This is a genomic window from Hylemonella sp. P2_B10, from assembly GCF_056404875.1.
Genome location: NZ_JBFUDE010000002.1, coordinates 61,603 through 88,237, shown reverse-complemented (window position 1 = coordinate 88,237; position 26,635 = coordinate 61,603). Strand labels below are relative to the sequence as shown.

Sequence of the window (26,635 nt, the reverse complement as noted above, 5' to 3'; positions counted from 1 at the left end):
AAAGGACTATTCGTAGCTCGGCTTGCGCTTTTCCAGAAACGCCGCAATCCCCTCGCCGCCATTGGCATGGTGCAAATTGCGCACAAAGTGCCCGCGCTCCAGGTCCAGGTGATCCTGCATGCGCGCGTCCACCGCGTGGCTGACCAGTTGCTTGACGCTGCACAGCGCGTTGGGCGCGCGCTCATTGAGCTGCTGGGCCAGCTCCAGCGCCTGGGCCAGCGCCTGGCCGGCGGGGGTGACCTTATTGACCACCCCCAGCGTGTGCAGCCGCTCGGCGCCTATGCGTTCGCCGCACATCAGCAACTGGTTGACCAGCTGGCGCGGCAGTGCCTGGGCCAGGCTCCAGCTACCGCCGCCGTCGGGGGACAGGGCGACGCTGCTGTAGGCCATGACGAATACCGCGTTGTCGGCGGCGACGATGAAGTCGCAGGCCAGCGCCAGCGAGAAGCCGGCACCGGCTGCCGCGCCTTCCACGGCGGCGATGACCGGCTTGGGGTAGTCGCGCAGCGTGTGGATGAAGCCGTGCAGCAGGTCAATGCTTTGCGCCTGCACGTCGGGCGACAACTGGCGGTTGGCCTGCAGGCGTTGCAGGTTGCCGCCGGCGCAGAAGCTGGCGCCTTCGCCGGTGATGACGACGCTGCGTACGCCATGGTCCAGCTTGGCCTCGCGCAGCGCGGCCTGGCCCTGGGCGTAGATTTCTGGACCCAACGCGTTGCGCATTTCCGGGTTGCTGATGGTCAGCACCAGGGTGGCGCCTTCGCGGCGGCTCAACAGTTGCGGCGCGGCGGTGGCCATCACTCCTCCTCGTGCAGCAGGCTCAGGCCAATGGCGCCGCGCCGGCGCAGCCAGGGGCTGGGGCGGTAGCGCGGGTCACCGTAGACGGTCTGCATGTTGAACAGCACTTCCAGCACATTGGTGGGGCCATACAGGTTGCCCATGGCCAGCGGGCCCAACGGGTAGCCCAGGCCAAGGGTGACGGCCAGTTCCAGGTCTTTGGGGCTGCAAATGCCTTGCTGGCAGATGTCAGACGCGATGTTGACGATGGCTGCCACCACCCGCTGGGTGACGAAGCCGCCGCTGTCGCGGATCACGCTGACCGCCTTGCCGTCGCGCGCGAACAGTGCGTGGGCGGCGTTGCGCATGTCGGTGCGGGTGGCGGGGTTGGTGGCCAGCACGCGGCGCTTGGTGGCGGCGTCGTCCACCAGCATGTCGATGCCGACGGTGCGGGCCGGGTCCAGCCGTTCCACCACCGCCACGGTGGTGATGTCAAAGCCCAGTGGGGCCACCAGCGTCAGTGCCTGAGGGGATGGCGACTGGCCGGTCTCTATCTTGGCGCCCAGGTTTTTCAGCAATTGCAGCAGTTCGGCACGTCGCGCGGCGCGCGGCGACAGCCAGACCGGCGGCATGTCGGCCACTTGAGGCACCGGTGGCTCAGGCGGCACCTGGGCCTGGTTGTCCACATAGGGGTAGAAGCCCTCATTCGTCTTGCGGCCCAGCACGCCGCCGGCCAGGCGCTGCGCGGTGATGACGCTGGGGCGGTAACGCGGCTCCTCGAAATACTGGTGGTAGATGGATTCCATCACCGGGTGCGAAACATCCAGCGCGGTCAAATCCATCAGCTCGAACGGGCCCAGCTTGAAGCCGGCCTGGTCACGCAGGATGCGGTCCACGGTGGCGAAATCGGCCACGCCTTCACCGACGATGCGCAGCGCCTCGGTGCCGTAGCCGCGCCCGGCGTGGTTGACGATGAAGCCCGGCGTGTCCTGTGCGCGCACCGCCGTGTGGCCCATCTCGGCGGCATAGGCGCTCAGGCGCGCCGCCACGTCGGCCCCGGTCTTCAGGCCGGCGATCACTTCCACCACCTTCATCAGCGGCACCGGGTTGAAGAAGTGGAAGCCGGCAAAGCGCTGCGGCTGCTTCAACCCGGCCGCAATCGCCGTCACCGACAGCGACGAGGTGTTGCTGGCCAGCACCGCGTCGGCCGCCACGATGCCTTCCAGCTGGCCGAACAGCTCGCGCTTGACGGCCAGGTTTTCCACGATGGCCTCCACCACCAGGTCGCAGCCGGCCAGAGCGGCCAGCGCGTCCGCGCACTGCAGCCGCTCCTTGTACTGGCCGACCTGCTCGGCGCTGAGGCGGCCTTTTTCGGCCAGTTTGTCCCATTGCGAACAAATGGCCTGTTGAGCCTTTTGGGCGGCTTGCGGCTGCGTATCAAACAGCAGCACCTGGCTGCCGGCCTGGGCGGCGATCTGGGCGATGCCGCGGCCCATGGCGCCGGTGCCCACGACGGCGGTGTGTTGGAAGCTGGGTTTCATGGCCGTTATTATGACCATGCACCGGTCGCCGGCCGGCCCCCCGCGACTGTTGACATGGGTACAACACCTGAGGGCTGGCAGCGGCTTTTGGGGTATCCGCCAACGTAACTTGTACGGCAAATGGGTCACAATGCGCACTGGGTGCTCAAGGCCCCATGCGAGAATAAATTCAAATTTTGGAATGTCATCCTTGAAACTCAAAGCTACAGCGGTCGGGGTCGTCCTGCTTTGTGCCGCTCTGGACAGCTCGGCATTGACCCTGGGGCGGGTTCGCGGCGCGGCCTTGATCGGGCGGCCGCTGGATGTGACGGTTGCCGTGCAGCTGGAAGGCCCTGACGAGCAGGTTGCCAACCTGTGCTTCGATGCCGATGTGTTCCATGCCGACACCAAACAGGACGCCAGCCGCGTCAAGGTGACGGTGCAAGGCGGCGAAGGCGGCGCCGCCCAGGTGCGGGTGCTGTCCCAATCGGTGGTGGACGAGCCCATCGTCACTGTCTACCTGCGTGTCGGCTGCACCTCGCCCGTCACCCGCCGTTACGTGATGCTGGCTGACCTGCCCAGCGAGGTGGCCGCGCCTGTGGTGCCGCTGGTGGTGCCTGCGCCCACAGCCGCCCCTGCGCCGGCCCCGGTGGCTGTGGACAGGCTCAATGGCGCGCCGGTGGAGGCCCAGTCTGCTGCCCGGCCCACCGCCATTCTGAGGGCTGCGCCCTCGTCGGCGCCCGCACCGGCACCCCGGCCCAAGAAGCCGGTTGCACCCAAGGTGGCGCGCACCGAGCCGGTGCCGGCTCCCGCAGTGGCGGCTGCGCCGGCACCAGCCCCCGCCCCAGCCCCGGTGAAGGCGCCTGAACCCAAGCCGGCCGCATCCGCTGCCAAACCAGCAGCCAGCGCACCCGCTGCAGCGCCGGTGGCCGACAAGGCCAAGCCGGCGGCCGCGCCGGGTCAGGCGCGCCTGCGGCTGGATCCGCTGGAGTCGCTGGCCGAGCGCGTGGCCACACTGGAGGCCACCGCACCGGCCATCCCGGCTTCAGCGGCGGTGTCGGAAGATGCCGCCCGCGTGAAGAGCCTGGAGGGCGACGTCAAGGCGTTGCTGGCGCTGGCCACCAAGAACGAAACCAACCTGGCCGAGCTGCGCGCGCGGTTGGAAAAGGCCGAAACTGAGCGCTTCTCGGCGATCTGGATCTACGTGTTGGCCGCTCTGGTGCTGGCCTGCCTGGCCGCCATTGCCCTGATGTGGAGCCGCAGCAAGCGCGCCCCGGTCGAAGACCCGTCCGAGCGCTCCGACTGGTGGCGCGGCGCGCAGGCGCCTGCGCCATCCGCCGAGCAGTCCGCACGCCAGGCACTTGCGCCGGCGCCTGACACGGCAGCCCAGCACTCTGTGCCTGCGCAGGAGCCAGCACCGGCACCGGTGCCGGCCAAGCCAGGCCTGGCGCCATCGCTGCTGCAGTCCGAGTCCATGGATGAGGTGGATGTGAATCTGGTGGACATGGACGACTCCATGTTCGACAAGATGATGAAGGCCGCGGGCAACTACAAGAAGCCCGAGGTACAGCACAGCGCGCCCGCGCCCGATGGCACGCCGCGCCGTCTGGTGGACTCCGAGGAGTTGATGGACGTGCGCCAGCAGGCCGAGTTCTTCATCTCGCTGGGCCAGACCGACCAGGCCATCCAGGTGCTGGAAAAGCGCATCGCCAAGGGCGACTGCGGTCCGCTGATGTACCTGGAGCTGTTTGCCATCTTCCACAGCCGCAACCTGAAGACCGATTACCGCCAGCTGCGCGAGGAGTTCAACAAGCAGTTCAACGGCCGCGTGCCCGAGTTCGCCGCCTTCAAGGAAGAGGGCCGGGGCATAGAGTCCTACCCCAGCGTGTTTGCCCACATCGTGGCGTTGTGGCCGTCGGTCAAGGTGCTGGAAGTGATAGAGACCTGCATCTTCCGTGACCCCTGGGACGACCGCGACCAGGCCTTTGACCTGTACGCCTTCCGCGACCTGTTGCTGCTGTTCGCCATCGCCAAGGGCATTTCCGACGGCCAGTACGGCGACGCGCCGGTGTCGGCGCCGGCCCCGTTGCGGCCCTCGGAGATCCTGCAGCTCACGCCCAGCCATTTTGAAGAAGCCAAGTCGTACGATGCGACCGTTGCCTTTCGCGCCACGCCAGCCGCTCAGCCACCTGCGTCCCCGCCGGCCGCACCGCTGCCCGCCGTCCTGGACGTGCCGCTGGATTTGACGCTGGAGCCCCTGGAGGGCGATGACTTGCCCAAGCTGGACACCGGCCCGGAGTCGGAGTCGAAAGTGGATGTGGACCTGTCGGAGACCGAGCTGGGCACCATCTACGCACCGTCCTTCACGTCACCTGTACCTCTGTCGGCCAGTGGCGGTGTGTCCAAGCCCATGCCGGCGCTGGACATGCCCGCGATACCCGACGGCAAGGATGATGACGACATCCCCAGCCTGATGGACTTCGAGCTGCCGGAAGACCCGCCAGCGCCGCCGAAGCCCAAGTCCAGTTCCTGAGCCCAACGCCTGACACGCTGCCGGTGATCAGCCGGCTGGGTGCTCAGGTGGACTCTTCGCGCTGTGCCCGTGTGGCCAGCATGCTGACACCCAGCGCCAGCAGCAGGCTGGCCAGCCCGGCCCAGTGCAGGTTGGCCATCTGCCCGTGCGCAATCAGCCAGCCGCCGGTGCCGGCGCCCAGCGCCTGGCCGGCGTACATGGCCGAAGAATTCAGCGCGATGGAGCCGGAAGCCAGCGCCGGCGAGATTGCGAACAGCCGGGCCTGCTGCGCCGAATTGGACGAAAAGCAACCCAGCGCCCAGGGCACCACCACGATGGCCGCCAGCACCAGGCTGCTGCCCAGGGGCCACAGGGCCAGGCTCAGCGCCATGGAACACACGGCGATGAACACGGTGCGTGGCGCGCCCAGCTTGTCGATGCGCTGCGTGACCCAGAAATTGCCCAGGAAGCCGAAAGCGCCGAACCAGGCGAACATCAGGCTCAGCTGGGTGGGGGTGATGTTCAGCATCTGCTTGTAGTAGGGCGCGAAGTAGGAAAACAGCACGAACTGGCCGGCCGAATACAGCGCCGTGACGGCCACGCACAGCATCAGCGCGCGCGAGCGCAGCGTCTGGCCCCAGGCGGCGGCGGAAAACGCCGGCGGGCGCACGCCGTCGGGCGTCGCGCGCCAGACCCACATCGCGCTGACCAATGCCAGCACACCGATGGTGACGAAGGCGCTTTGCCAGCCCCAGGTGCCGCCTATCCACGAGCCCAGTGGCATGCCCAGCACCGAGGCCACCGACCAGCCCAGAAACACCAGTGTGATGGCGCGGCCGCGCTGCTCTGGCGGCACCAGCTGGCTGACGCACGAGGCCGCTTGCGGCGTGAAGATGGCTGGCGCCAGCACCGCGAACACGCGCACCACCATCAGCGGCCCGAAGGCAGGCATCAAGGCGCTGAGCAGGTGCAGCACGCCGTACCAGGCCATGGTCAGCGCCAGCAGACGGCGCCGGTCCCAGCCGGCCACCACGCTGGCCAGCAGCGGCGCACCCAGGCACATCACCAGCGCGGCGACCGAAATCAATTGCCCGGCCACCGGCACCGACACCGCCAGCGAGGTGCTGATGTCGTTGAGCGTGCCGGGCACCACCATCACCCCGCTGCCGATGACGAAATTGCCAAACAGAAAGGCCCAGATGGCGGCGGGCAGGGGCTGGCCGCTCCGCGCTTCGGTGGAGGCGCTCATCGGACGAGTATCAGCGGCGCACCTGCAGCGCGCCGGGGTTGACGATGTTGGTGGGCGTGCCTTTGATGAATGCCACCACGCTGTCAAATGCGGTGCCGAAATACAGCTCGTAGCTGTCTTGCTCCACATAGCCGATGTGCGGCGTGCAGATGCAGTTTTCCAGCCGCAACAGCGCGTGGCCTTGCAGGATGGGCTCGGTCTCGAACACATCCACCGCGGCCATGCCGGGACGGCCACGGTTGAGCGCGCTGATCAGCGCCTCGGGCTCGATCAACTCAGCGCGCGAGGTGTTGACCAGCAGCGCGGTGGGTTTCATGCGGCCCAGGTCTTCCAGCGTGACGATGCCACGCGTCTCGTCGTTGAGCCGCAGGTGCAGCGTCAGCACGTCGCATTGGGCGAAGAATTCCTCGCGGCTGGCGGCGGCCTGGTGGCCGTCCAGCACGGCACGCTCACGCGAGGGCTCGCGCCCCCAGACCATGATGTGCATGCCGAAAGCCTTGCCGTAGCCGGCCAGCAACTGGCCTATCTTGCCGTAGCCCCAGATGCCCAGCGTGTGACCCCGCAGCACGGTGCCGAGACCGAAATTCACGGGCATGGAGGCCGATTTCAGGCCCGACTGCTGCCAGGCGCCATGCTTCAGGTTGCCGATGTACTGCGGCAGGCGACGCACGGCGGCCATGATCAGCGCCCAGGTCAGCTCTGCCGGCGCCACCGGCGAGCCCGCGCCTTCGGCCACGGCGATGCCGCGCTCGGTGCAGGCGGCCACATCAATATGGCTGCCGACCTTGCCGGTCTGCACCACCAGCTTGAGCTTGGGCAGCTTCTCGATCAGCTGGCGGGTCAGGTGGGTGCGCTCGCGTATCAGCACGATGACGTCAGCGTCTTTCAGCCGCACCGCCAGCTGGCCCAGGCCTTTGACGGTGTTGGTGTAGACCTTGGCGGGGAAGGCATCCAGCTTGGTGGCGCATTCCAGCTTGCGCACCACATCCTGGTAGTCGTCAAGAATCACAATGTTCATGCTGCCATTGTGCCTTGGCTGTTGCAGTGGCCGCAGTGGCCGGGCAATTTATGCGCGTATTTGTTGCAACAACAGGTTGCTGCTGACCACGCGCGACAGCGTCACTTCAATGCAGGGTGGCTTCAGTGCAGCGTGGCTTCACGGGCGGCCAGGCGGTCCAGCTCGGCGCAGACATCGGCCATGCGACCGGAGATCACCATGCGGCCTGCACTGGCGCGGCTGGCACCGCGCTCCATCACATGCACCACGCGCAGCGGCCGCTGCGCGTCCACAGAGTGCAGCGGCCGCTGCACCCGGGCAGCAGGCTGGGCCAGCGCTGTCAGCCGCGCCGGGCGCCGGGCCATGGGTGGCAAGCCGGCGGCCTGGGTGGCCGGCAGCATGGCTGCGCGGGCCGGCTGGCGCGGACGCATGCCACTGCTGCTGCCGCCGGTGTGCATCAGCCGGCGCACCCACAGTTGCAGCGGTGCCAACAGGTCGGGGACGGCGAAGAAGGCGATGTTCATGGCAGGGCTCACATCAGCATGGTGTTGCGAATCAGGCCCACGGCCAGGCCCTCGATCTCGAAGGCTTCGCCGGGCTCGACGACGATGGTCTGGTAGTCCGGGTTTTCCGGGTGCAACTCGATCACGTCCTTGTTGCGGCGGAAACGCTTGACGGTGACTTCCTCGCCCAGCCGGGCGACGACGATCTGGCCGTTCTTGGCGTCTTTGGTGGCCTGCACGGCCAGCAGGTCGCCGTCCATGATGCCGGCGTCGCGCATGGACATGCCGCGCACGCGCAGCAGGTAGTCGGGCTTGCGCTGGAACAGGCTGTTTTCCACGTAGTACGTCTGGTCCACATGTTCCTGCGCGAGAATGGGCGAGCCCGCAGCCACGCGGCCCACCAGGGGCAGGGCCAGTTGTTGCACGATGTTTTGCAGGCCGTTCGAGAATTGTTGGATGCGCGACTCATTGATGGAGCGCAGTGTTTCGCTGCGCAGGCGGATGCCGCGCGAGGTGCCGCTGACCAGTTCGATGACGCCCTTGCGGGCCAAGGCCTGCAGATGTTCTTCTGCCGCGTTGGCCGACTTGAAGCCCAGTTCGCGGGCGATTTCGGCCCGCGTGGGTGGCGCGCCGGTTTGCGCGACGGCCTGCTGTATCAGGTCCAGAATCTGCTGCTGGCGGGCGGTGAGTTTGGGGCTCTCAAGCATGGCGACTCCTTGGGGCGAACTGGGTGCACTGAGGGTGCGGTAACTGTTTCAATATCCAGTAGATGTATTTTTAACCAGTTTTTGGCGAATTGCAAGTGATGGAACAAAAAAACCAGAAAAAGCTGGTGTTGCTGGGCACCGGCGGCACCATTGCCGGCCGTGCCGACAGCGCCGCCGATGGCGTGGGCTACACAGCGGCGCAACTGGGCGTGCAGCAGTTGCTGGCCGGCCTGCCGCTGGCGCAAAGCGTGGCGGTGCAGGCCGAGCAGGTGGCCCAGGTGGACAGCAAGGACATGGGCTTTGCCATCTGGCAGCAATTGGCCGAGCGCGTGCGCTTGCACCTGGCGCGCGCCGAGGTTGATGGCGTGCTCATTACCCATGGCACCGACACGCTGGAAGAGACAGCCTATTTTCTGCACCGCTTGTTGGCGCCCGCCAAACCGGTGGTGCTGACCTGCGCGATGCGCCCGGCCACCGCCGTGATGCCCGATGGCCCGCAGAACCTGCTGGATGCGCTGACCGTGGCGGCCGACGCCAGCGCCCGCGGCGTCTCGGTCGTGTGTGCCGGCGTGGTGCACAGCGCGTTGGACGTGCAGAAGATCCATACCTACCGGCTGGACGCCTTCAGTTCCGGCGACGCCGGGCCGCTGGGTTATGTGGAGGAGGGGGCGGTGCGCTGGCTGCGCCCGGCGCCGCCGGCCACGGCCTGGCTGCCAGCCCAGTCCGCTGTGCCTGCGCTATGGCCGCGGGTGGAGATCGTGCTGAACCACGTGGGTGGCAGCGGCGGCGTTGTGGACGCGCTGCTGGCCCAACACCTGAGCCCGCTGCGGCAGGAGCCTGCGCTGGCCGGTCTGGTGGTCGCGGGCACGGGCAACGGCACTCTGCATGCTGGCCTGCAGGCGGCGCTGTTGCGTGCGCAGGCGGCCGGGGTGCGCGTGGTGCGCGCCAGCCGCTGCCCGCTGGGCCGCGTATTGGCCACGCCGCAGGATGTGTTTGCCGACTCCGAGGGTTTGTCGAGCGTCAAGGCGCGCATCGCCTTGATGCTTGATTTGGCGCGCTGAGCGGCCGCCGGCCGGCGTTCAGCGGCGTTTCAACGGCTACCGCGCGGCCTCAGGAGGCCAGAGCGGCAAACACCCTGCTGGTGATCTCGTCCACGCTGCCCATGCCGCTGATGGCGCGGTATTGAGGCGCGTTGGTGGCGTCGTTCTTGGCCCAGTTGGCGTAGTAGTCCACCAGCGGGCGGGTCTGGGCGCTGTAGACGTCCAGGCGCTTCTTCACGGTTTCTTCCTTGTCGTCGTCGCGCTGTATCAGCGGCTCACCGGTGACATCGTCCTTGCCTTCCACCTTGGGCGGGTTGAACTTGACGTGGTAGGTGCGGCCCGAGGCCGGGTGTGAGCGGCGCCCGCTCATGCGTTCGATGATGGCCTCAAACGGCACGTCGATCTCCAGCACGTGGTCGATCTTGACGCCGGCCGACTTCATGGCGTCGGCTTGCGGGATGGTGCGCGGAAATCCGTCGAACAGGAAACCCTTGGCGCAATCCGGTTGGGCGATGCGCTCCTTCACCAGGTTGATGATCAGGTCGTCGCTGACCAGGGCGCCGGCATCCATCACCGCCTTGGCCTGCAGGCCAAGCGGCGTGCCGGCCTTGACGGCGGCGCGCAGCATGTCGCCGGTGGAGATCTGGGGAATCCCGAATTTCTGGCAGATGAAGGTGGCCTGCGTGCCTTTGCCCGCGCCCGGCGCGCCTAACAGAATCAGTCTCATGGGTGCCCTCGTTTTCTATCGGTCTCTGCCGCGTGGCGCTGCCCTGTGCGGTGCGCACCACGTCGGTGAATGTGGAGAATTCCCCTGGAGAATAGCATGCGAAAGCCCCGCTTCGCTTACGGGGTTGGCGCGCTCATGACAGGAACAAGTTACGTACCCGTTCCAAATCTTCTGGCGTGTCCACGCCCGGCCCGGGCGCCTGGGCCGCGATGTGCACCGCGATGCGGTGGCCATGCCACAGCGCACGCAATTGCTCCAGTGCTTCCAGTTGCTCCACCGGCGCCGGCGCCAGTCGCGGGAACTGGCGCAGGAAGCCGACCCGGTAGCCATAGATGCCGATGTGACGCAGCGGCGCCGGCTCGGGCAGGGCGCTGATGCCTTGCGCAAAGCCATCGCGCCACCAGGCAATGGGCGCACGGCTGAAATACAGCGCCAGCTGTTGGGCATCCAGCACCACTTTCACTACATTCGGGTTGGTGAAATCGGCCAGGCTGTTGATGGCGTGGGCGGCGGTGCTCATGCTGGCCTGGGGGCGGTCCTGCAGCAGTTGCGCCACAGCGCTGACCAGGGCCGGGTCCATCAGCGGCTCGTCACCCTGCACATTGACTACGGTGTCGTTGTCGGCCAGCTTCAGCAGCGCGCAGGCTTCGGCCAGGCGGTCGCTGCCACTGGGGTGGTCGTCGCGCGTCAGCAGCGCCTGCACGCCGTGCTCGGCGCAGGCCTGCACGATCAGCGGGCTGTCGGCCGCCACCACCACGCGGCTGGCCTGGCCGCTGTGCACCAGGCCCATCACGCGTTGCGCCACCCGCACCACCATGGGCCTGCCTGCAATGTCGGCCAGCGGTTTGTGGGGCAGGCGGGTGGAGGCCAGCCGCGCCGGGATCAGGACTGTGAACGCCATGCCACTGCCTCAGAGACCCAGTTCTTCGTCGGTCAGCGTGCGCGCCTCGCTCTCCAGCATGACGGGGATGCCGTCGAGCACCGGGTAAGCCAGCCGCGCGCTGCGCGAGACCAGCTCCTGCTTTTCGCGGTCGTATTCCAGTGGCCCTTTGGTCACCGGGCAGACCAGCAGTTCAAGAAGTCGTGTGTCCATGCGGGGATGATAACTTTGTGCCCAACAGCGGGCTCAACCGCGCATCCAGCGCTTGCCAGAAAGCGGGCTCCGGCGCGAAGGCCAGCGGCACCGCCCAGGCACGCGGCTGGTTGGTCCACAGTTTGACCGCGTCCTTCTCGGTGCACAGCAGCGTGTAGGGCTGGTCTTGCGGCGGCTGCCATTCGGCGAAGTCGAAGTGGTCGGGCAGGGCTTGTGTGTGCGCCAGCACCAGGCCTTGGGCACGCAGCATGGCGAAGAACGCCTGGGGCTGGGCGATCGCGGCCACGGCCAGCAGCGGGCCCTGCGCGGCCAGGGCGGCCAGCGGCAAGCGGTTGCCATCGGCCTGCACCGCATGGCCGGCCAAGCGGCGCTGCGCGGTGTAGCCGGTAAAGGCGGGTTGACTGCCGGTATGCAGCACCAGGTCCACGGGGCGTGGCCAAGGTTCACGTAGCGGGCCTGCCGGCAGCAGCCAGCCGTTGCCGACCCCCCGATTGTCGAACGCGCAAATTTCGATGTCGCGCTGCAGCGCCATGTGCTGCAGGCCGTCGTCGCAGACCAGCACGTTCACCCGCGGATGGCGTGCCAGCAGCGCCAGTGCGGCATCGGCCCGGTAGGGCGCCACAAACACCGGTGCACCCGTGGCGCGCTGGATCAGCGCCGGCTCATCGCCGACCTGTTGCACATCCGAGTTCGCCAGCACCTCGCGGCAGTCGCTGGTATGGCGGCCGTAGCCGCGCGACACCACGCCGGGGTGTCGGCCCTGCGCCAGCAGGTGCTGCACCAGGGCGATGACCAGGGGGGTCTTGCCCGAGCCACCGGCCACCACGTTGCCCACCACCACCACCGGCACCCGCACGCGGGTGGCGCGCAGCAGCCCCAGCCGGTACAGGCCGCGGCGCAAGGCCACCAGGGCACGGTACAGCAGGGACAGGGGCCACAGCAGCCGGGCCAGCGGGCCGCCCGATTGCCAGGCCTGTTGCAGGGCCTGTTGCACGCTGGAAGACATGCCGAGAAGAGCGAGGAAGGGGGAAGGAAGGCCGCCAGGCAGCAGCTACCTGGTGCGCGCCTGTGCCGACGACTGTGTGGCGAAGGTGATTTGCACCAGGCCGCTGCGCCGTGCCGCCTCCATCACCGAGATCACCGCCTGGTGGCGCGCGCTGGCGTCGGCGCTGATGATGACCACGGTGTCCTTGCCGGCCTTGGCGCCCTGGGTCAGCGCGTCTGACAGCGCCTCCAGCCCACGGCCTATCACGGGGATGCCAGCCACGGTGTAGCCGCCGTCGGCGCTGACCGTGACGATGACTTCCTTCGGGTAGTCGCGCTGCGCGTCCACGTCGGCCACCGGCAGCTTCAGTTGCATCTCGGTGAACTTGCTGTAGGTGGTGGACAGCATCAGGAAGATCAGCACCACCAGCAGCACGTCGATGAAGGGGATCAGGTTGATCTCGGGCTCGTCGCCACGCCGGCGTTGGCGGAAGTTCATGGCGTCGTCTTGCGCAGCGCGATCAGGTGGCGGGCCAGCCGGTCGGAGGCCAGTTCCAGTGCCAGCAGGTAGGCGTCCACCCTGGCGCGGAAGTAGCGCCAGAAGATCAGCGAGGGGATGGCCACGATCAGGCCGAAGGCGGTGTTGTACAAGGCCACCGAGATGCCGTGCGCCAGCAGTGCCGGGTTGCCACCGGTGGCGCCACCGGCGGGCGACTGCGAACCGAAGATCTCGATCATGCCCACCACCGTGCCGAACAGGCCCATCAGTGGCGCCACCGAGGCGATGGTGGCCAGGGCCGCCAGGTAACGCTCCAGCCGGTGCGCCACCACGCGGCCGCTGGCTTCCATGGTGGCGCGCAGGTCCTCCTCGCTGCAGCGGGCGTTGGCATTGACGGCGCGAAAGCCGCTGGCCAGCACCTCGCCCAGCGCGGAATTCTTCTCCAGCAGGGTCACCACGTCCGGTGCCGGCACCGCCAGGCGCGACACGCCAAGCGCCTCGTCCAGCAGTTTGGGTGGCGCCACCTTGGCGGTCTTCAGGCTGATGAAGCGCTCGATGATCAGCGCCAATGCCAGTACCGAACAGGCAATCAAGGGCCAGATCGGCCAGCCCGCAGCTTGTATGATTGAAAACAAGTAGTCTCTCCGCGCAGATGGAAATGCCACGCGATTATGGCCTAGGGAACCTGCAGGCCCGCGCACAAGTTATGCCCCTGTTTTGCGGCAGTGGCGTGGCCGCTACTGGTCGMGCGTCGGCCCGGGTTCCCATGCTGGTACAGATCAGGACCGTCACCCACAGAATGTGTGGATAACTTTGTGAAGAACTATGCTCACAAGCCCGCGCAAGCCGCATCCACGCGGGGTCGTGACAGATCGATGACAAATAAGGCAATTAAAAATCCAATGAAATCAATGCTCTTTCACGAAAACCCGTGGGTTTGTGACCTATTGCACATGGGCAGCCAGCATTCATGCGGTCTGTGGAGTAAATGCGCCCGCCAGGCCCGGCTGGCGCGGGTTTTGGCACATGGCTGAGGGCTCGGCACCGGCTGTTGCGCAGGCCGTGGCGGCGCGCGTGTGGCCGGTTGGCGCGTTGTGCCGGGCGGTGGCCGATGCACTGGAGGCACGCTTCAACCCGGTCACCGTGCGCGGCGAGATTTCCAGCTTTTCCCGCGCCACCAGCGGCCACTGTTACTTTTCGCTGAAGGACGAGCAGGGCCAGTTGCGCTGCGCCATGTTCCGCCGCGCCGCCGGCATGCTGGCCTTTGCACCGCGTGACGGCGAACTGGTGGAGGTGCGCGGCCGCCTGGGTGTGTACGAGCCGCGCGGCGACTTGCAACTGGTGGTCGAGTCCATGAGCCGGGCCGGGCAGGGCACCCTGTTTGAGGAATTCCTGCGCCTGAAGGCCAAGCTGGAGGCCGAGGGGCTGTTTGATGCCGCGCGCAAGCGCGCGCTACCGTTGATGCCGCGCGCCATCGGCGTGGTGACGTCACTGGGCGCGGCGGCGTTGCATGATGTGGTCAGCGCCTTGCAGCGCCGGGTGCCGCACCTGCCGGTGATCGTGGCGCCGGCTTCCGTGCAGGGCACGGGGGCGCCCAAGGAGCTGGCACAGGCGCTGGCCAGTCTGGCGCGCCAGCCGCAGGTGGAGGTGATCCTGCTGGTGCGCGGTGGCGGTGCCATCGAAGACCTGTGGGCCTTCAATGACGAGCAACTGGCCCGGGCCATCGTCCAGTGTCCGGTGCCGGTGGTCAGCGGTGTGGGCCACGAAACCGATTTCACCATTGCCGACTTCGTGGCCGACGTGCGTGCGCCCACCCCCACCGCCGCTGCCGAACTGGTGGCGCAGCCGCGCGAGGTTTGGCTGGGCGCGCTGGCGCTGGCCGGCGAGCGACTGCAGGATGCACTGGCCCGCCGGCTGGACGTGCAGGCCCAGCGGCTCGATCTGGTGGCCAACCGGCTGGGCCGGCCCTCCGGCCTGGTGGGGCGCCACCGGCTGCGGCTGGCCGCGCAGGGGCAGCGCCTGCAGTTTGCGCTGAAGGCTGGCTTTGCATTGAAAGCCGCCCAGTGGGCGCGTGTGCGTGAGCAGCTTCCTGCGCGCCAGCAGCGCGACGGCGAGCGCCGCCAGGAGCGGCTGGCGCGCGCCGCTTTGCGCCTGGGCCTGCTGGATCCCAGCCTGGTGCTGCAGCGCGGCTATGCCTGGCTCACCGACGAGCAAGGCCAGGCCATCACCCGCGCGGCCGGCACGCGCGTGGGCCAGCCGGTGCGGGCCACCCTTGCTGACGGCACGGTTGATCTGACCGTGTCACCGCCGCGCCTGCTTTAGTTACCTACAATCACCCCGGTTGCTTAACCTTTACCCATCAAGAAGAGAGGAATTCATGGAACACACCCTGCCCGCGCTGCCTTACGCGCTGGATGCCCTGGCCCCGCATTACTCCAAGGAAACGCTGGAGTTTCACCACGGCAAGCACCACAACGCCTATGTGGTGAACCTGAACAACCTGCAAAAGGGCACCGAGTTTGAGAGCATGTCGCTGGAAGACATCATCAAGAAGTCCAGCGGCGGCATCTACAACAACTCCGCCCAGATCTGGAACCACACCTTCTTCTGGAACTGCATGAAGCCCAACGGCGGCGGCGAGCCCACCGGTGCGCTGGCCGCGGCCATCAACGCCAAGTGGGGCAGCTACGCCGCCTTCCGTGAAGCCTTCGTCAAGTCCGCCGTGGGCAACTTTGGTTCCGGCTGGACCTGGCTGGTGAAGAAGGCCGACGGCTCGGTGGACATCGTCAACATGGGCCCGGCCGGCACGCCGCTGACCACCGCCGACAAGGCGCTGTTCACCGTCGACGTGTGGGAGCATGCCTACTACATCGACTACCGCAACCTGCGCCCCAAGTTCGTCGAGACCTTCCTGGACAAGCTGGCCAACTGGGGTTTTGCCGAGAGCAATTTCGCCTGAGCGAACTCTCCCATAACGAAAAAGCCGGCTGCGAGCCGGCTTTTTTGTTGGCGAGCTAAGTACGCGGTGGGCGAAGGGATGTTTTGCCGCCGCTATTTCGTAAATGGTTCCCCGCCCAGCTTGAAGCCCGCTTTCAGGCCTTTCTTGGCGAACCAGCCCAGGTTCATTTCCAGCACATAGCGCACCGGCTTGGTGGAGCAGTGCGAGTCCAGCGTCTGTGGCTTCATGTCGACCAGGTTGACGATGGTGCCGTCATCGGCGACGAAGGCCGCCGTCAGCGGCAGCAGCGTGTTCTTCATCCAGAAGCACTGCTGGCTGGGCTGGTCGAAGATGAACAGCATGCCCTCGTGCTGTGGCATCTCCTTGCGGAACATCAGGCCCCTGGCCTGCTGCTCAGGGGTGGTGGCCAACTGGGTGTCGATCTGGAACATGCCGGCTGTCAGCTTGGTGCGCGGCAGCGTCAATTGGGGGGCATCCTGGGCCAGCACGGCCAGCTGGGTGGACAACAGGGCCAACCACAGGAGCAGGGAGCGGAACAACTTCGTCATGGCTGAATTGTGCGTCAGCAGGGATGCTGCGGTGTTGCGCGCGGGTAAACGGCGGCAACGGGAGAAACAAGGTGGTGCGCAGGGGCCTGGGCTCGGTACCAACAAAAATGCCCGCAAAAGCGGGCATTTCTTCGCGAAGAGGCAAGAATTACTTCTTGGCTTCTTCCTTCTTGGCGGCGGAAGCAGCGGAAGCGGCGGGCTTGGCAGCCTTGGCTTCTTCCTTCTTGGCAGGAGCGTCAGCGGCGAAGGCGGTGCCAGCGGCAAACAGACCAGCGATCAGAGCAGCGATGAGCTTGTTCATTTGTAGATTTCCTTAAACTTGATAAACGTGATTTTCGAAAATCCCGTCCGGAAATACCGGAAGGGCACCCAGACAACGCACCCAATGGCGGGTCGGTTGACCCAATCCAGTTAGGGCAATCCCTAGAGTGCGCAGAGTATATTCGAAGTGATCCAAGCGACCCCCGGAAACCGGCCTAAAGTGCATTTAGACCGCAAAAAGACAACAAAAAAGCCCGCCGAAGCGGGCTTTTCGTGACGCGGGGGTCGTTGCTTACTTGGAAGCGGCAGCAGCGGGCTTCTCAGCCTTGGCCTTCTTGGCCTTCTTTTCAGCCTTGGGGGCCGAAGCGTCAGCAGCGGGCTTCTCAGCCTTGGCCTTCTTGGCCTTCTTGGCGGGCTTGGCTTCAGCAGCAGGCTTGGCTTCTTCCTTCTTGGCTTCCATGGCCGGCTTGGCGGCGGGAGCGGCAGCAGCAGCCGGGGCAGCGGCTTGCGCGAAAGCGCCAGCGGCAAACAGACCAGCAACCAGGGCAGCGATGAGCTTGTTCATTTTGAATTTCCTTGAAGAATAACGTTATTTCGAAAATTTTCCCTTCCATGATCTGGAAGGCTCTCCCGTAACGGCGGGGGCTTACGGCCGGTTGACAGGGCGGACAAGTTTTTTAAAGCTAGAATCGAAAAGCACTTCCCAAACCGCCCGCTGACTGTATGGCTTGCGGCGGTTTTGGGCGATTCCCGCGCTCGCTATCCGCAGCTTTCGCACTCTTTGGAGACGTTTTCAACATGTATCAGCACATCAAGGTGCCCTCAGAAGGCCAGAAAATCACCGTCAACGCGGACATGTCACTGAATGTGCCTGACCAGCCCATCATTCCGTACATCGAAGGCGACGGCACCGGCCTGGACATCACCCCGGTGATGCTGAAGGTGGTCGACGCGGCCGTGGCCAAGGCCTACGGCGGCAAGAAGAAGATCCACTGGATGGAGGTCTACGCCGGTGAAAAGTCCACCAAGGTGTATGGCCCGGACGTTTGGCTGCCCGAAGAAACCTTGAGCGCCGTGCGTGACTACGTGGTCTCCATCAAGGGTCCGCTGACCACCCCGGTGGGCGGTGGCATCCGCTCGCTGAACGTGGCCCTGCGCCAGGAACTGGACTTGTACGTCTGCCTGCGCCCCATCCAATACTTCAAGGGCGTGCCGTCGCCGGTCAAGGAACCCGAAAAGACCAACATGGTGATCTTCCGCGAAAACTCGGAAGACATCTATGCCGGCATCGAGTTCGAAGCCGAGAGCGACAAGGCCAAGAAGCTGATCAAGTTCCTGCAGGAAGAGTTCGGCGTCAAGAAAATCCGCTTCCCCAACACCTCGGGCATCGGCATCAAGCCGGTGTCGCGCGAAGGCACCGAGCGCCTGGTGCGCAAGGCCTTGCAGTACGCCATCGACAACGACAAGCCCAGCGTGACCATCGTGCACAAGGGCAACATCATGAAGTACACCGAAGGTGGCTTCCGTGACTGGGCCTATGGCCTGGCGCAAAAGGAATTCGGTGCCGAGCTGATCGACGGCGGCCCGTGGTGCAAGATGAAGAACCCGAAGACCGGCAAGGACATCGTCGTCAAGGACAGCATTGCCGACGCCTTCCTGCAGCAAATCCTGCTGCGCCCGGCCGAGTACAGCGTGATCGCCACGCTGAACCTGAACGGCGACTACGTGTCCGACGCGCTGGCCGCCCAAGTGGGCGGCATTGGCATCGCCCCCGGCGCCAACCTGAGCGACACCGTGGCCATGTTCGAAGCCACCCATGGCACCGCGCCCAAGTACGCCGGCAAGGACTACGTGAACCCGGGTTCCGAAATCCTGTCCGCCGAGATGATGCTGCGCCACATGGGCTGGACGGCCGCGGCCGACCTGATCATCAGCTCGATGGAAAAGTCCATCCTGAGCAAGAAAGTCACTTATGACTTCGCGCGCCTGATGGATGGCGCCACCCAGGTCAGCTGCTCCGGCTTCGGCCAGGTGATGATCGACAACATGTGAGCGCCCGGCCGCGCGGCGCCTGGCGCTGCCAATGGCTGAGCAATGTCGCATGCAAAAAAGCCGCCCGGCCGCAAGGCCTGGCGGCTTTGTCTTTGCCGGCCAATATCTTGGCACAGTGTGGTCACGGTTGTCCGGAATTTTTTGGCATTCTCGTTGCTTGAATGTCAGAAATTCGTCACCAATTGCACATCATCCAGCAGCGTCATGGTGCGACGCATAAAATGATTTGATGGCAACGAAAACTCCAAAGCTACCCCCCACGCCGCCCGTGAGCCCGCCGGACTCCGACGGCGGCGGCTCGGTGGTGCTGGAGCGCAAGACGCAGAAGGTCAAGCCACCGCAGATGTACCAGGTGGTGATGTTGAACGACGACTACACCCCGATGGAATTCGTGGTGGTGATCATCCAGGAGTTTTTCAGCAAGGATCTGGAAACCGCCACCCAGATCATGCTGAAGATCCATCTGGACGGCCGGGGGGTCTGCGGCGTGTATTCCAAGGACGTTGCGGCGACCAAGGTCGACCAGGTGCTTGATGCAGCGCACAAGGCGGGTCATCCGCTGAAATGCGTCAGCGAGCCGGTGGAAATCTGAACGGAATCAACGAACAGGAGGGTGGGGAAACCTGACTGACACAAAAGTACTCGATGACTGCAGGATGACGGACCGGAAAACGGATTAAAGTAGTACTCAGCCGCAAGGCAAATTGCAAGGCAAAGGAAATCACATGATTGCCCAGGAATTGGAAGTCAGCTTGCACATGGCGTTCGTTGAAGCGCGCCAGCAGCGTCACGAGTTCATCACCGTGGAGCACTTGTTGCTCGCCTTGCTGGACAACCCGAGCGCGGCGGAGGTGTTGCGGGCCTGCTCGGCCAACATCGACGATCTGCGCAAGTCGCTGTCGAACTTCATCAAGGACAACACACCGCAGGTGGCAGGCACCGACGACGTGGACACGCAACCCACGCTGGGCTTCCAGCGCGTGATCCAGCGCGCCATCATGCACGTGCAGTCCACCGGCAGCGGCAAGAAGGAAGTCACCGGCGCCAATGTGCTGGTGGCCATCTTTGGCGAGAAAGACTCGCACGCCGTCTATTACCTGCACCAGCAGGGCGTGACGCGCCTGGACGTGGTCAACTTCATCGCCCACGGCATCAAGAAGAACGACGCCCCCGATCCGGCCAAGGCCAACGAGAGCCAGCCTGAGAGCGAGGAGCAGGGCGGCGAGAAGAACGAGAAAGCCTCGCCGCTGGAGCAGTACACGCAAAACCTGAACCAGCTGGCCAAGGACGGCAAGATCGACCCGCTGATCGGCCGCGAGTACGAGGTCGAGCGCGTCATCCAGATCCTGTGCCGCCGCCGCAAGAACAACCCGCTGCTGGTGGGTGAGGCCGGCGTGGGCAAGACCGCCATTGCCGAGGGCCTGGCCTGGCGCATCACGCAAAAGGACGTGCCCGAGATCCTGGGCGACTCCGTGGTGTACTCACTGGACATGGGCGCGCTGCTGGCCGGCACCAAGTACCGTGGCGATTTCGAGCAGCGCCTGAAGGGCGTGCTCAAATCCCTGAAGGACAAGCCCAATGCCGTCTTGTTCATCGACGAGATCCACACGCTGATCGGCGCCGGTGCGGCCTCGGGCGGCACGCTGGACGCGTCCAACCTGCTCAAGCCGGGCCTGAGCTCTGGCGCGCTGAAGTGCATTGGCGCCACCACCTTCACCGAATACCGGGGCATCTTCGAAAAAGACGCTGCGTTGTCGCGCCGCTTCCAGAAGGTCGACGTGGTGGAACCCACCATCGAGCAGACGGTGGAAATCTTGAAGGGCCTCAAATCCCGCTTCGAGGAGCATCACAGCGTCAAGTTCGCCGTCGCCGCGTTGCAGGCCGCCGCCGAGCTGAGCGCCAAGTACATCAATGACCGCCACCTGCCCGACAAGGCGATCGACGTCATTGACGAGGCTGGCGCCGCCCAACGCATCCTGCCGCCGTCCAAGCGCAAGAAGACCATCAGCAAGGCTGAGGTGGAAGAGATCGTGGCCAAGATCGCCCGCATTCCCCCGGCCAACGTGTCCAATGACGACCGTGGCAAGCTCAAGACGCTGGAGCGCGACCTGAAGAACGTGGTGTTCGGGCAGGACAAGGCGCTGGATGTGCTGTCCTCCGCCGTCAAGATGGCACGTTCTGGTCTGGGCAAGGGCGACAAGCCGATCGGCTCCTTCCTGTTCAGCGGCCCCACCGGCGTGGGCAAGACCGAAGCGGCCAAGCAACTGGCCTACATCATGGGCATAGACCTGATCCGCTTCGACATGAGCGAGTACATGGAGCAGCACGCGGTGAGCCGCCTGATCGGCGCGCCCCCCGGCTACGTGGGGTTCGACCAGGGCGGCTTGTTGACCGAGGCCATCACCAAGAAGCCCCATTGCGTGCTGTTGCTGGACGAGATCGAGAAGGCCCACCCGGCCATCTTCAACGTGCTGCTGCAGGTGATGGACCACGGCACGCTGACCGACAACAATGGCCGCAAGGCGGACTTCCGCAATGTGATCATCGTCATGACCACCAACGCTGGTGCCGAGGCCATGAACAAGGCCGTGATGGGCTTCACCACGGTGAAGGAAGCGGGCGACGAGGCGGCTGACATCAAGCGCCTGTTCACGCCCGAGTTCCGCAACCGGCTGGATGCCACCGTCAGCTTCAAGGCGCTGGACGAGCAGGTCATCCTGCGCGTGGTCGACAAGTTCCTGCTGCAACTGGAAACGCAGTTGGCCGACAAGAAGGTGGACGTGACCTTCACCGACAAGCTGCGCAAGCATCTGGCGAAGAAGGGTTTCGACCCGCTGATGGGCGCGCGCCCCATGCAGCGCCTGATCCAGGACACCATACGCCGCGCGCTGGCCGACGAGCTGCTGTTTGGCCGTCTGACGGAAGGTGGCCGCCTGACGGTGGACCTGGACGACAAGGACGAGGTGACGCTGGACATCCAGCCCCTGCCCAAGAAAGAGGGCAAGGCCAAGCCGGAGGAAGCCACGGCCACTGGCGGCTGATTCGCCTGACACAGCGCCTGCGCCAGATCAACGGGATGCCCACGGGCATCCCGTTTTGTTGTGTGCCCGGTTTTGTCGCTTATGCTAGGGCAGCAGCTTTTTTGCCATGCCAGGTCTCCTCCCCTCTGTGTTGACGTGCTCCCGTGCCCGCTGGTTGTCCGGCTTGCTGCTGGCGCTGGCGCTGACCGGCTGCAAGACCGCGCCCCCGGTCCAACTGGCGCCGGTGCAGCCGCTGCCGCCGGTGGTGGCGCCCCCGGCGGTCAAGCGACCGCCTTTGGTGGGCCTGGCGCTTGGCGGCGGTGCGGCGCGCGGCTTTGCCCACATCGGCGTCATCCAAGTGCTGGAAGAGGCTGGCATCCATCCCAACCTGGTGGTGGGCACGTCCGCCGGCAGCCTGGTGGCGGCGCTGTATGCCAGCGGCAAGAGTGGCGCGCAACTGCTGCAGGTGGCGCAAACCATGGACGAAGCCGCCCTGGCCGACTGGACGCTGCAGATCTTCAGCCGCGGTGCCCTGCGCGGCGAGGCGCTGGCGCGCTACGTCAACACCCAGGTCGGCGGGCGCAACATCGAGGCCATGCCATTGCCGCTGGGCATTGTCGCCACCGACTTGCACAGCGGCCAGGGCATGCTGTTCCAGCGCGGCAATGCCGGGCTGGCGGTGCGTGCCTCCAGCGCCGTGCCGGCAGTGTTTCAGCCGGTCAAGATTGGTGAGCGCGAGTATGTGGACGGCGGCCTGGTGTCGCCGGTGCCGGTGCTGTATGCGCGCCAGATGGGCGCCGAACTGGTGGTGGCGGTGGACATCTCCAGTCCGCCTGAAGGCAGCGTGCCGGTTGATACGCTGGACATCCTGATGCAGACCTTCAGCATCATGAGCAAAAGCATCAACCGCTACGAGCTGCGCGACGCTGACGTGGTGGTGCGCCCGGCGCTGCTGGGCATTGCCAGCGCCGACTTCAGCTCGCGCAAGCGCGCCATCGAGGCTGGCCGCCAGGCCATGCTGCAGGCGCTGCCGCAATTGCGCGCGGCGGTCGAGGCCAAATCCAGGTAGTGCCGAGTGGTCGCTGTTGGCAGCGATTCACCTGCTCATGGCTTGCCCGCGTCTGCTGCCGGCTTGTCCATCAGAAACTGCAAGGCGCCGTACAGCATGACGCTGGCGCCGAACATTTCCAGAAACTCCTCGCAGGCAACCTCGACGACATACAGCCCCGGCGTGTCGCCACCCCTGAGGTATTGGTAGCTCAGCGCCTCCAAACCCACCGCGCCAACCAGTATCACGCCGAAGCCCCCCAGCATCAGCAAGCTCGCACGCCTGTAACGCGTGAGCATGATGGCGACGGAGCGCAAATTGGCCCACAGCAACAGCAAACCCAGCACCGCGTAGGGCAGCATCCACAAGCCATGCCCACCCTTGAAGCCCGGGGCTGAGCGCGTCTTTTTCAGCAATGCGCCGATTCTTTCGTGGATGGAGGCCGCCTCATCGGCAGACAAGAAAAGGAAGCCGGCGCCAACCAGCAGGATGAAACGGGGTGACAGCCCGTGCGCCACATCAGGCTGCCTGGCCTTGAGCATGAAGACCAGGCCTACCAGCGCCAGTTGCAAGGCAGAGAACCAGTCGGGAATGGTTTGCTCCGCGTCCAGATCAAACAGACTGTGCAGCGTCCAGATGGGCATGCCCAATGCGTTGTCGAGCGCATAGATGGCGACCAGCAGCAATTCGAATCCCAGCAGCCAGATCAGCAGCTTTTTGGCGTCCTTTACTTCAAGGTCGAAACTCAAGCGCATGGACAAAAATTCTAGGCCAAGCTGCCCAGCTTGAAAATAGCCAGGCGTTGCGTAGAAGTGGCTTTTCGCCGTTTTCATTGCTAGAGTAGGCGTTTGCACTTTTCTCACCAACCGTTCAGGAGAACGCTCATGGGCGCCCGCCTTCTCACATCCTTTCTGCTTTTGACGGCTTGGCTGATGCTGGCGCCAGCGGCCATGGCCCAGACGTCACCATCGTCCAGCCTGCCCCCCATCTCGGCCGCAGACGAGGCCGCCATACGCGCCGCCACGCTGGACTACGTGGAAGGCTGGTACGAAGGCAGCGGCGAGCGCATGGCGCGCGCGTTGCACCCCGAGCTGGTCAAGCGCATCGTACCCACCCACCCCAAGACCGGCAAGCAGGTGATCAGCGGCATGGGGGCCAGCTCGTTGATCAACGGCGCCGCTGGCGGCGGCGGCAAGGACACGCCCAAGGAGCGGCAGATCAAAAACATCACCATCTTCACCGTCTACGGCAACGTGGCCGTGGTGCAGGCCGAGATGTCGGACTGGTTTGACCACATGCAGCTGGCCAAGGTGGACGGGCAGTGGAAGATCGTCAACGTGCTGTGGGTGATGAAGCCCAAGGCTTCCTGATGCGCCGGGTCGCTCAGACCGCACTGCTGGTGGTTGCGCTGGCCGTCGCGGCGTACTGGTTCTGGTCGCCCTACCTGGTCATTCGCCAGATCCAGGCTGCCGCACAGAACGGCGATGCGCAGGCCTTCAATGACCGCGTGGACTACCCCCGGCTGCGCGACAGCCTGAAGATGCAGATGTCGTCCCTGGTGGCGGACAAGCTGGGCCGGCCCGACCCCGGTAACCCATTGACCGCGCTGGGTGGCGTGTTGGGTTTGGCGGTGGTCGACACGGTGGTGGACGCCATCGTGCGCCCGGACGTGATGATGCTGGGCCTGCGCAGCGGCAAGTTCGCGCCGCCCTCGCGCCAAGCCGAAGCCCGGCCCGGCGCGCTTCCCCAGCCGCAGCCACTGGCTCCAGAATGGGCCTACGAGCGCATGGGCCTGAACAAGCTGGTGGCGTACCAAAGTCGCGCCGGCGTGGCCGATGAGACCGGCGTGGGCATCGTGTTCGAGCGCAGCGGCTTTGCCAACTGGAAGTTGACCGACGTCCGGCTTCCTGCGGCCAAGCCCTGATTCTGGCGCGCCAAAAAAAGGCCCCGTCTTGCAACGAGGCCTTGAAGGGATCCCTGAACCAGTAAAGGTTTCGAAAGGACCCGAGGAGACAACGGGTAGAGAAGAAGCGGTTTCAGGTCTTCTTCAGCAGTCTGTTACTGGCGGCTAGTATCTCAGGGTTTTCCCTTGTTGTATAGAGTTGCAGCTCCAAAACAAGGTCAAAGAACCGATTTTTGCCGCCAGTTGCCCGCTCAGCGCTTCTTGGCTGCGCTGGTGGAAGTCTTGGCAGCGTTCACGGCCGTGGAGGCCAGCACGTTGAAGTTGGTTTCGGCCACGTCGGAAGCTTGCTTCACGGCCTTTTGCACCGACTCCAGCGCATTGTTGGCGGCGGCCACGGCGCTCTTCATCACGGCCACGGCGGTTTCAGAACCGGCGGGGGCGTTCTTGGCGGCGTTGTCCACCAGCGTCATGAACTTCTTCTGGGCGTCAGAGGCCTGGGCTTCGAAGTTCTTGGTGAACTCGGCGCCAGAGCTGGAGGCGATGTCGTACAGATGACGGCTGTAAGCAGCGGTCTTTTCAGCCAGCGGCTGGAACAGGCTGGATTGCAGAGCCAGCAGTTCTTGCACGTCCTTCACGCCCATCACGGACTTGGTGTGCTCGCCGGCTTCGGCCAGGGCAGCCTTGGAAGCGTTGATGTTCAGGTCGACAATCTTTTCCACGCCTTCAAAGGCCTTGGTGGTCAAGCCAAACAGGGTTTCAACATTGGCCTTGTTCGAAGCCATCACTTGTTCAACGGTCAGCATATTCATTTCTCCAGATAGGTTGGGTTGTGGGTACACATATCTGCGCCGAAACCGGCCCACTCGTTTCAAGCCTTGTCATGTTGCAGTGCAGCATAGAACAAATTATAAGGATGAATGATGACAATGCAAGGACTTTTTGCTGCGACGCAGCAATTTAGGTGGGCGTTTCTAAATCGAGGTGAAACAGGGTGCAACAAGCAGCGGCGGGGGCGCTTGCCAGGGTGCTGGCAGAATCAACCGCCATGGCCGATATACCCACACCTGCAACACCCGCACCCAAACCGCAGCCGCGCCCGCGCGCCGACTACAAGGTCTTTCGTCCCATCACCACCCGCTGGATGGACAACGACGCTTATGGCCACGTGAACAACGTGGTGTACTACAGCTGGTTCGACACCGCCGTCAACGCCCACCTGATAGAGCAGGGCGCGCTGGACGTGGCACTCAGCCCCACCATCGGCCTGGTGATAGAGACCCAGTGCAACTACTTCGCGCCGCTGGCTTTCCCGCAGGCGGTGGAGGCCGGTATCCGCGTGGCCAGGTTGGGCAACTCCAGCGTGCGCTACGAGGTGGGCCTGTTTGCGCAGGGCGCCCCCGACACGGCGGCGCATGGCCATTTTGTTCACGTGTATGTGGACCGCGAAACCCGCCGCCCGGTGACGGTGCCGGCGCCCTTGCGCATTGTTCTGGAGCGTTTGACATGAGCGACAACACCCGGGCCGCCAGCGTGGACGAGGCCATCACCTCGCGCATGTCGGTGCGCGCCTTCACCAGCCAGCCGGTGCCGCGCGAGACCATTGCCGAACTGCTGCAAGTGGCCAGCCGCGCGCCGTCGGGCACCAACACCCAGCCCTGGCGCGTCTACGTGCTGCAGGGTGCCAGCCGCGACACGCTGGTGCAAAAGGTGTGCGCCGCACACGACGCCATTTACGCCAACCCGGCGCTGGCCGCCGAGTACCGCGAGGCCTACGACTACTACCCGGAGAAATGGGTCAGCCCCTACATCGACCGGCGGCGCGAAAACGGCTGGAGCCTGTATGGCCTGCTGGGCATCACCAAGGGTGACAAGGACAAGATGCATGCCCAGCACCAGCGCAATTTCCGCTTCTTCGACGCTCCGGTGGGTTTCATGTTCACGCTGGAGCGGGTGATGGGCCGGGGCTCGCTGGTGGACTATGGCATGTTCATGCAAAGCCTCATGGTGGCGGCGCGCGCGCGCGGCCTGCACACCTGCCCGCAGGCGGCCTGGAACGGTTTTGCCAACATCATCCTGCCGCACATCGGTGCCGGGCCGGATGAGATGCTGGTGTGCGGCATGTCGCTGGGCTATGCCGACCCCAGCCATGTGGTCAATGGCTTCCACACGCCACGCGAGCCGGTGACGGCGTTCACCAAGTGGCTGGACTGACGGTGCCTGCACAGCGGCGGCGCGGCTG

The 26,635-nt window shown here is 65.1% G+C and carries 29 protein-coding genes; 12 read left to right on the top strand and 17 right to left on the bottom strand.

All coding sequences use genetic code 11. The features are described 5' to 3' along the window. Window positions 1–6 precede the first annotated feature (6 nt). Window positions 7–795, bottom strand: a complete 789-nt coding sequence (locus tag AC1DX2_RS08255) for an oxepin-CoA hydrolase, alternative type (RefSeq protein WP_477195856.1) — start codon at window positions 793–795, stop codon at window positions 7–9. Beyond that, window positions 795–2,315: a 3-hydroxyacyl-CoA dehydrogenase gene (locus AC1DX2_RS08250; RefSeq protein ID WP_477195855.1), complete on the bottom strand. Its 1,521-nt coding sequence runs from the start codon at window positions 2,313–2,315 to the stop codon at window positions 795–797. The genes AC1DX2_RS08255 and AC1DX2_RS08250 overlap by 1 nt, the downstream gene beginning before the upstream one ends. Window positions 2,316–2,505: 190 nt before the next feature. Between AC1DX2_RS08250 and AC1DX2_RS08245 the strand changes: the two genes are divergently transcribed. Beyond that, the gene (locus tag AC1DX2_RS08245; protein ID WP_477195854.1) at window positions 2,506–4,827 is read left to right on the top strand and encodes a hypothetical protein; all 2,322 of its coding nucleotides are present in this window, start codon (window positions 2,506–2,508) and stop codon (window positions 4,825–4,827) included. A 43-nt stretch (window positions 4,828–4,870) separates the two neighbouring features. Here AC1DX2_RS08245 and AC1DX2_RS08240 read toward each other — a convergent pair whose 3' ends face one another. From AC1DX2_RS08240 to lexA, 4 genes are all read right to left on the bottom strand, one after another. Beyond that, a complete protein-coding gene (locus AC1DX2_RS08240; RefSeq protein ID WP_477195853.1) occupies window positions 4,871–6,055 on the bottom strand; it encodes an MFS transporter in 1,185 nt (394 codons plus the stop codon). A 10-nt stretch (window positions 6,056–6,065) separates the two neighbouring features. Further along, the gene (locus tag AC1DX2_RS08235; RefSeq protein ID WP_477195852.1) at window positions 6,066–7,073 is read right to left on the bottom strand and encodes a D-2-hydroxyacid dehydrogenase family protein; all 1,008 of its coding nucleotides are present in this window, start codon (window positions 7,071–7,073) and stop codon (window positions 6,066–6,068) included. A gap of 122 nt (window positions 7,074–7,195) precedes the next feature. Beyond that, window positions 7,196–7,576, bottom strand: coding sequence for a hypothetical protein (locus AC1DX2_RS08230; protein WP_477195851.1), 381 nt, complete (start codon window positions 7,574–7,576; stop codon window positions 7,196–7,198). An 8-nt stretch (window positions 7,577–7,584) separates the two neighbouring features. Then, window positions 7,585–8,262, bottom strand: coding sequence for a transcriptional repressor LexA (lexA, locus tag AC1DX2_RS08225; protein WP_477195850.1), 678 nt, complete (start codon window positions 8,260–8,262; stop codon window positions 7,585–7,587). A gap of 98 nt (window positions 8,263–8,360) precedes the next feature. On the opposite strand from lexA, the gene AC1DX2_RS08220 reads away from it, so the two are divergent. Beyond that, the gene (locus tag AC1DX2_RS08220) at window positions 8,361–9,323 is read left to right on the top strand and encodes an asparaginase (protein WP_477195849.1); all 963 of its coding nucleotides are present in this window, start codon (window positions 8,361–8,363) and stop codon (window positions 9,321–9,323) included. A 49-nt stretch (window positions 9,324–9,372) separates the two neighbouring features. On the opposite strand, the gene adk is transcribed toward AC1DX2_RS08220, so the two are convergent. The 6 genes from adk to AC1DX2_RS08190 all read right to left on the bottom strand — a co-directional run bounded on the left by adk (window position 9,373) and on the right by AC1DX2_RS08190 (window position 13,240). Further along, complete coding sequence (gene adk, locus AC1DX2_RS08215) at window positions 9,373–10,029, bottom strand: adenylate kinase (protein ID WP_477195848.1); 657 nt, start codon at window positions 10,027–10,029, stop codon at window positions 9,373–9,375. Window positions 10,030–10,162: 133 nt separating this feature from the next. Then, window positions 10,163–10,930 (bottom strand): 3-deoxy-manno-octulosonate cytidylyltransferase, encoded by a 768-nt coding sequence (gene kdsB, locus AC1DX2_RS08210; RefSeq protein ID WP_477195847.1) that lies wholly within the window; start codon window positions 10,928–10,930, stop codon window positions 10,163–10,165. A 9-nt stretch (window positions 10,931–10,939) separates the two neighbouring features. Further along, the gene (locus AC1DX2_RS08205; RefSeq protein WP_477195846.1) at window positions 10,940–11,122 is read right to left on the bottom strand and encodes a Trm112 family protein; all 183 of its coding nucleotides are present in this window, start codon (window positions 11,120–11,122) and stop codon (window positions 10,940–10,942) included. Further along, entirely contained in the window at window positions 11,103–12,128 is a 1,026-nt protein-coding gene (gene lpxK, locus AC1DX2_RS08200) for a tetraacyldisaccharide 4'-kinase (protein WP_477195845.1), read from the bottom strand. The genes AC1DX2_RS08205 and lpxK overlap by 20 nt, the downstream gene beginning before the upstream one ends. Before the next feature lie 45 nt (window positions 12,129–12,173). Further along, on the bottom strand, window positions 12,174–12,605 hold the full coding sequence (locus AC1DX2_RS08195; protein ID WP_477195844.1) for an ExbD/TolR family protein: 432 nt from the start codon (window positions 12,603–12,605) through the stop codon (window positions 12,174–12,176). Further along, window positions 12,602–13,240 (bottom strand): MotA/TolQ/ExbB proton channel family protein, encoded by a 639-nt coding sequence (locus tag AC1DX2_RS08190; RefSeq protein WP_477195843.1) that lies wholly within the window; start codon window positions 13,238–13,240, stop codon window positions 12,602–12,604. The genes AC1DX2_RS08195 and AC1DX2_RS08190 overlap by 4 nt, the downstream gene beginning before the upstream one ends. A gap of 391 nt (window positions 13,241–13,631) precedes the next feature. Between AC1DX2_RS08190 and xseA the strand changes: the two genes are divergently transcribed. After that, a complete protein-coding gene (xseA, locus tag AC1DX2_RS08185) occupies window positions 13,632–14,927 on the top strand; it encodes an exodeoxyribonuclease VII large subunit (RefSeq protein WP_477195842.1) in 1,296 nt (431 codons plus the stop codon). Between the two features lie 55 nt (window positions 14,928–14,982). Then, window positions 14,983–15,564 carry a superoxide dismutase gene (locus tag AC1DX2_RS08180; protein WP_477195841.1) on the top strand — a complete coding sequence of 194 codons (582 nt, stop codon included), beginning with the start codon at window positions 14,983–14,985 and terminating at the stop codon, window positions 15,562–15,564. A gap of 92 nt (window positions 15,565–15,656) precedes the next feature. Here AC1DX2_RS08180 and AC1DX2_RS08175 read toward each other — a convergent pair whose 3' ends face one another. From AC1DX2_RS08175 to AC1DX2_RS08165, 3 genes are all read right to left on the bottom strand, one after another. Beyond that, window positions 15,657–16,112, bottom strand: a complete 456-nt coding sequence (locus AC1DX2_RS08175) for a DUF192 domain-containing protein (RefSeq protein WP_477195840.1) — start codon at window positions 16,110–16,112, stop codon at window positions 15,657–15,659. Between the two features lie 148 nt (window positions 16,113–16,260). After that, the gene (locus tag AC1DX2_RS08170) at window positions 16,261–16,413 is read right to left on the bottom strand and encodes a hypothetical protein (protein ID WP_477195839.1); all 153 of its coding nucleotides are present in this window, start codon (window positions 16,411–16,413) and stop codon (window positions 16,261–16,263) included. Window positions 16,414–16,665: 252 nt separating this feature from the next. Further along, window positions 16,666–16,938 carry a hypothetical protein gene (locus tag AC1DX2_RS08165; protein WP_477195838.1) on the bottom strand — a complete coding sequence of 91 codons (273 nt, stop codon included), beginning with the start codon at window positions 16,936–16,938 and terminating at the stop codon, window positions 16,666–16,668. Window positions 16,939–17,171: 233 nt separating this feature from the next. Here AC1DX2_RS08165 and icd point away from each other — a divergent pair, with 233 nt between their 5' ends. The 4 genes from icd (at window position 17,172) to AC1DX2_RS08145 (ending at window position 22,514) form a co-directional block, all read left to right on the top strand. Then, a complete protein-coding gene (icd, locus tag AC1DX2_RS08160; RefSeq protein WP_477195837.1) occupies window positions 17,172–18,425 on the top strand; it encodes an NADP-dependent isocitrate dehydrogenase in 1,254 nt (417 codons plus the stop codon). A 229-nt stretch (window positions 18,426–18,654) separates the two neighbouring features. Continuing rightward, window positions 18,655–19,017 (top strand): ATP-dependent Clp protease adapter ClpS, encoded by a 363-nt coding sequence (gene clpS, locus AC1DX2_RS08155; RefSeq protein WP_477195836.1) that lies wholly within the window; start codon window positions 18,655–18,657, stop codon window positions 19,015–19,017. A 133-nt stretch (window positions 19,018–19,150) separates the two neighbouring features. Next, window positions 19,151–21,466, top strand: a complete 2,316-nt coding sequence (clpA, locus tag AC1DX2_RS08150; RefSeq protein ID WP_477195835.1) for an ATP-dependent Clp protease ATP-binding subunit ClpA — start codon at window positions 19,151–19,153, stop codon at window positions 21,464–21,466. Window positions 21,467–21,572: 106 nt separating this feature from the next. Beyond that, window positions 21,573–22,514 carry a patatin-like phospholipase family protein gene (locus AC1DX2_RS08145; RefSeq protein ID WP_477195834.1) on the top strand — a complete coding sequence of 314 codons (942 nt, stop codon included), beginning with the start codon at window positions 21,573–21,575 and terminating at the stop codon, window positions 22,512–22,514. Between the two features lie 35 nt (window positions 22,515–22,549). On the opposite strand, the gene AC1DX2_RS08140 is transcribed toward AC1DX2_RS08145, so the two are convergent. Next, on the bottom strand, window positions 22,550–23,356 hold the full coding sequence (locus AC1DX2_RS08140) for a hypothetical protein (protein ID WP_477195833.1): 807 nt from the start codon (window positions 23,354–23,356) through the stop codon (window positions 22,550–22,552). 21 nt (window positions 23,357–23,377) lie between these two features. On the opposite strand from AC1DX2_RS08140, the gene AC1DX2_RS08135 reads away from it, so the two are divergent. Together AC1DX2_RS08135 and AC1DX2_RS08130 are read left to right on the top strand one after the other, a co-directional pair. After that, a complete protein-coding gene (locus AC1DX2_RS08135) occupies window positions 23,378–23,863 on the top strand; it encodes a nuclear transport factor 2 family protein (RefSeq protein ID WP_477195832.1) in 486 nt (161 codons plus the stop codon). Then, window positions 23,863–24,417: a DUF2939 domain-containing protein gene (locus AC1DX2_RS08130; RefSeq protein WP_477195831.1), complete on the top strand. Its 555-nt coding sequence runs from the start codon at window positions 23,863–23,865 to the stop codon at window positions 24,415–24,417. Before AC1DX2_RS08135 ends, AC1DX2_RS08130 begins: the two co-directional genes overlap by 1 nt. A 230-nt stretch (window positions 24,418–24,647) precedes the next feature. On the opposite strand, the gene AC1DX2_RS08125 is transcribed toward AC1DX2_RS08130, so the two are convergent. Next, entirely contained in the window at window positions 24,648–25,199 is a 552-nt protein-coding gene (locus AC1DX2_RS08125; RefSeq protein WP_477195830.1) for a phasin family protein, read from the bottom strand. 242 nt (window positions 25,200–25,441) lie between these two features. Between AC1DX2_RS08125 and AC1DX2_RS08120 the strand changes: the two genes are divergently transcribed. Together AC1DX2_RS08120 and AC1DX2_RS08115 are read left to right on the top strand one after the other, a co-directional pair. Beyond that, the gene (locus tag AC1DX2_RS08120) at window positions 25,442–25,903 is read left to right on the top strand and encodes an acyl-CoA thioesterase (RefSeq protein WP_477195829.1); all 462 of its coding nucleotides are present in this window, start codon (window positions 25,442–25,444) and stop codon (window positions 25,901–25,903) included. Continuing rightward, entirely contained in the window at window positions 25,900–26,607 is a 708-nt protein-coding gene (locus AC1DX2_RS08115) for a nitroreductase (RefSeq protein WP_477195828.1), read from the top strand. Before AC1DX2_RS08120 ends, AC1DX2_RS08115 begins: the two co-directional genes overlap by 4 nt. Window positions 26,608–26,635: the final 28 nt, after the last annotated feature.

Coding starts and splice junctions, on each gene's coding strand:
- AC1DX2_RS08255 (WP_477195856.1), bottom strand. CDS start 795: ATGGCCACCGCCGCGCCGCAACTGTTGAGCCGCCGCGAAGGCGCCACC.
- AC1DX2_RS08250 (WP_477195855.1), bottom strand. CDS start 2,315: ATGAAACCCAGCTTCCAACACACCGCCGTCGTGGGCACCGGCGCCATG.
- AC1DX2_RS08240 (WP_477195853.1), bottom strand. CDS start 6,055: ATGAGCGCCTCCACCGAAGCGCGGAGCGGCCAGCCCCTGCCCGCCGCC.
- AC1DX2_RS08235 (WP_477195852.1), bottom strand. CDS start 7,073: ATGAACATTGTGATTCTTGACGACTACCAGGATGTGGTGCGCAAGCTG.
- AC1DX2_RS08230 (WP_477195851.1), bottom strand. CDS start 7,576: ATGAACATCGCCTTCTTCGCCGTCCCCGACCTGTTGGCACCGCTGCAA.
- lexA (WP_477195850.1), bottom strand. CDS start 8,262: ATGCTTGAGAGCCCCAAACTCACCGCCCGCCAGCAGCAGATTCTGGAC.
- AC1DX2_RS08220 (WP_477195849.1), top strand. CDS start 8,361: ATGGAACAAAAAAACCAGAAAAAGCTGGTGTTGCTGGGCACCGGCGGC.
- adk (WP_477195848.1), bottom strand. CDS start 10,029: ATGAGACTGATTCTGTTAGGCGCGCCGGGCGCGGGCAAAGGCACGCAG.
- kdsB (WP_477195847.1), bottom strand. CDS start 10,930: ATGGCGTTCACAGTCCTGATCCCGGCGCGGCTGGCCTCCACCCGCCTG.
- AC1DX2_RS08205 (WP_477195846.1), bottom strand. CDS start 11,122: ATGGACACACGACTTCTTGAACTGCTGGTCTGCCCGGTGACCAAAGGG.
- lpxK (WP_477195845.1), bottom strand. CDS start 12,128: ATGTCTTCCAGCGTGCAACAGGCCCTGCAACAGGCCTGGCAATCGGGC.
- AC1DX2_RS08195 (WP_477195844.1), bottom strand. CDS start 12,605: ATGAACTTCCGCCAACGCCGGCGTGGCGACGAGCCCGAGATCAACCTG.
- xseA (WP_477195842.1), top strand. CDS start 13,632: ATGGCTGAGGGCTCGGCACCGGCTGTTGCGCAGGCCGTGGCGGCGCGC.
- AC1DX2_RS08180 (WP_477195841.1), top strand. CDS start 14,983: ATGGAACACACCCTGCCCGCGCTGCCTTACGCGCTGGATGCCCTGGCC.
- AC1DX2_RS08175 (WP_477195840.1), bottom strand. CDS start 16,112: ATGACGAAGTTGTTCCGCTCCCTGCTCCTGTGGTTGGCCCTGTTGTCC.
- AC1DX2_RS08170 (WP_477195839.1), bottom strand. CDS start 16,413: ATGAACAAGCTCATCGCTGCTCTGATCGCTGGTCTGTTTGCCGCTGGC.
- AC1DX2_RS08165 (WP_477195838.1), bottom strand. CDS start 16,938: ATGAACAAGCTCATCGCTGCCCTGGTTGCTGGTCTGTTTGCCGCTGGC.
- icd (WP_477195837.1), top strand. CDS start 17,172: ATGTATCAGCACATCAAGGTGCCCTCAGAAGGCCAGAAAATCACCGTC.
- clpS (WP_477195836.1), top strand. CDS start 18,655: ATGGCAACGAAAACTCCAAAGCTACCCCCCACGCCGCCCGTGAGCCCG.
- clpA (WP_477195835.1), top strand. CDS start 19,151: ATGATTGCCCAGGAATTGGAAGTCAGCTTGCACATGGCGTTCGTTGAA.
- AC1DX2_RS08145 (WP_477195834.1), top strand. CDS start 21,573: ATGCCAGGTCTCCTCCCCTCTGTGTTGACGTGCTCCCGTGCCCGCTGG.
- AC1DX2_RS08135 (WP_477195832.1), top strand. CDS start 23,378: ATGGGCGCCCGCCTTCTCACATCCTTTCTGCTTTTGACGGCTTGGCTG.
- AC1DX2_RS08130 (WP_477195831.1), top strand. CDS start 23,863: ATGCGCCGGGTCGCTCAGACCGCACTGCTGGTGGTTGCGCTGGCCGTC.
- AC1DX2_RS08125 (WP_477195830.1), bottom strand. CDS start 25,199: ATGCTGACCGTTGAACAAGTGATGGCTTCGAACAAGGCCAATGTTGAA.
- AC1DX2_RS08120 (WP_477195829.1), top strand. CDS start 25,442: ATGGCCGATATACCCACACCTGCAACACCCGCACCCAAACCGCAGCCG.
- AC1DX2_RS08115 (WP_477195828.1), top strand. CDS start 25,900: ATGAGCGACAACACCCGGGCCGCCAGCGTGGACGAGGCCATCACCTCG.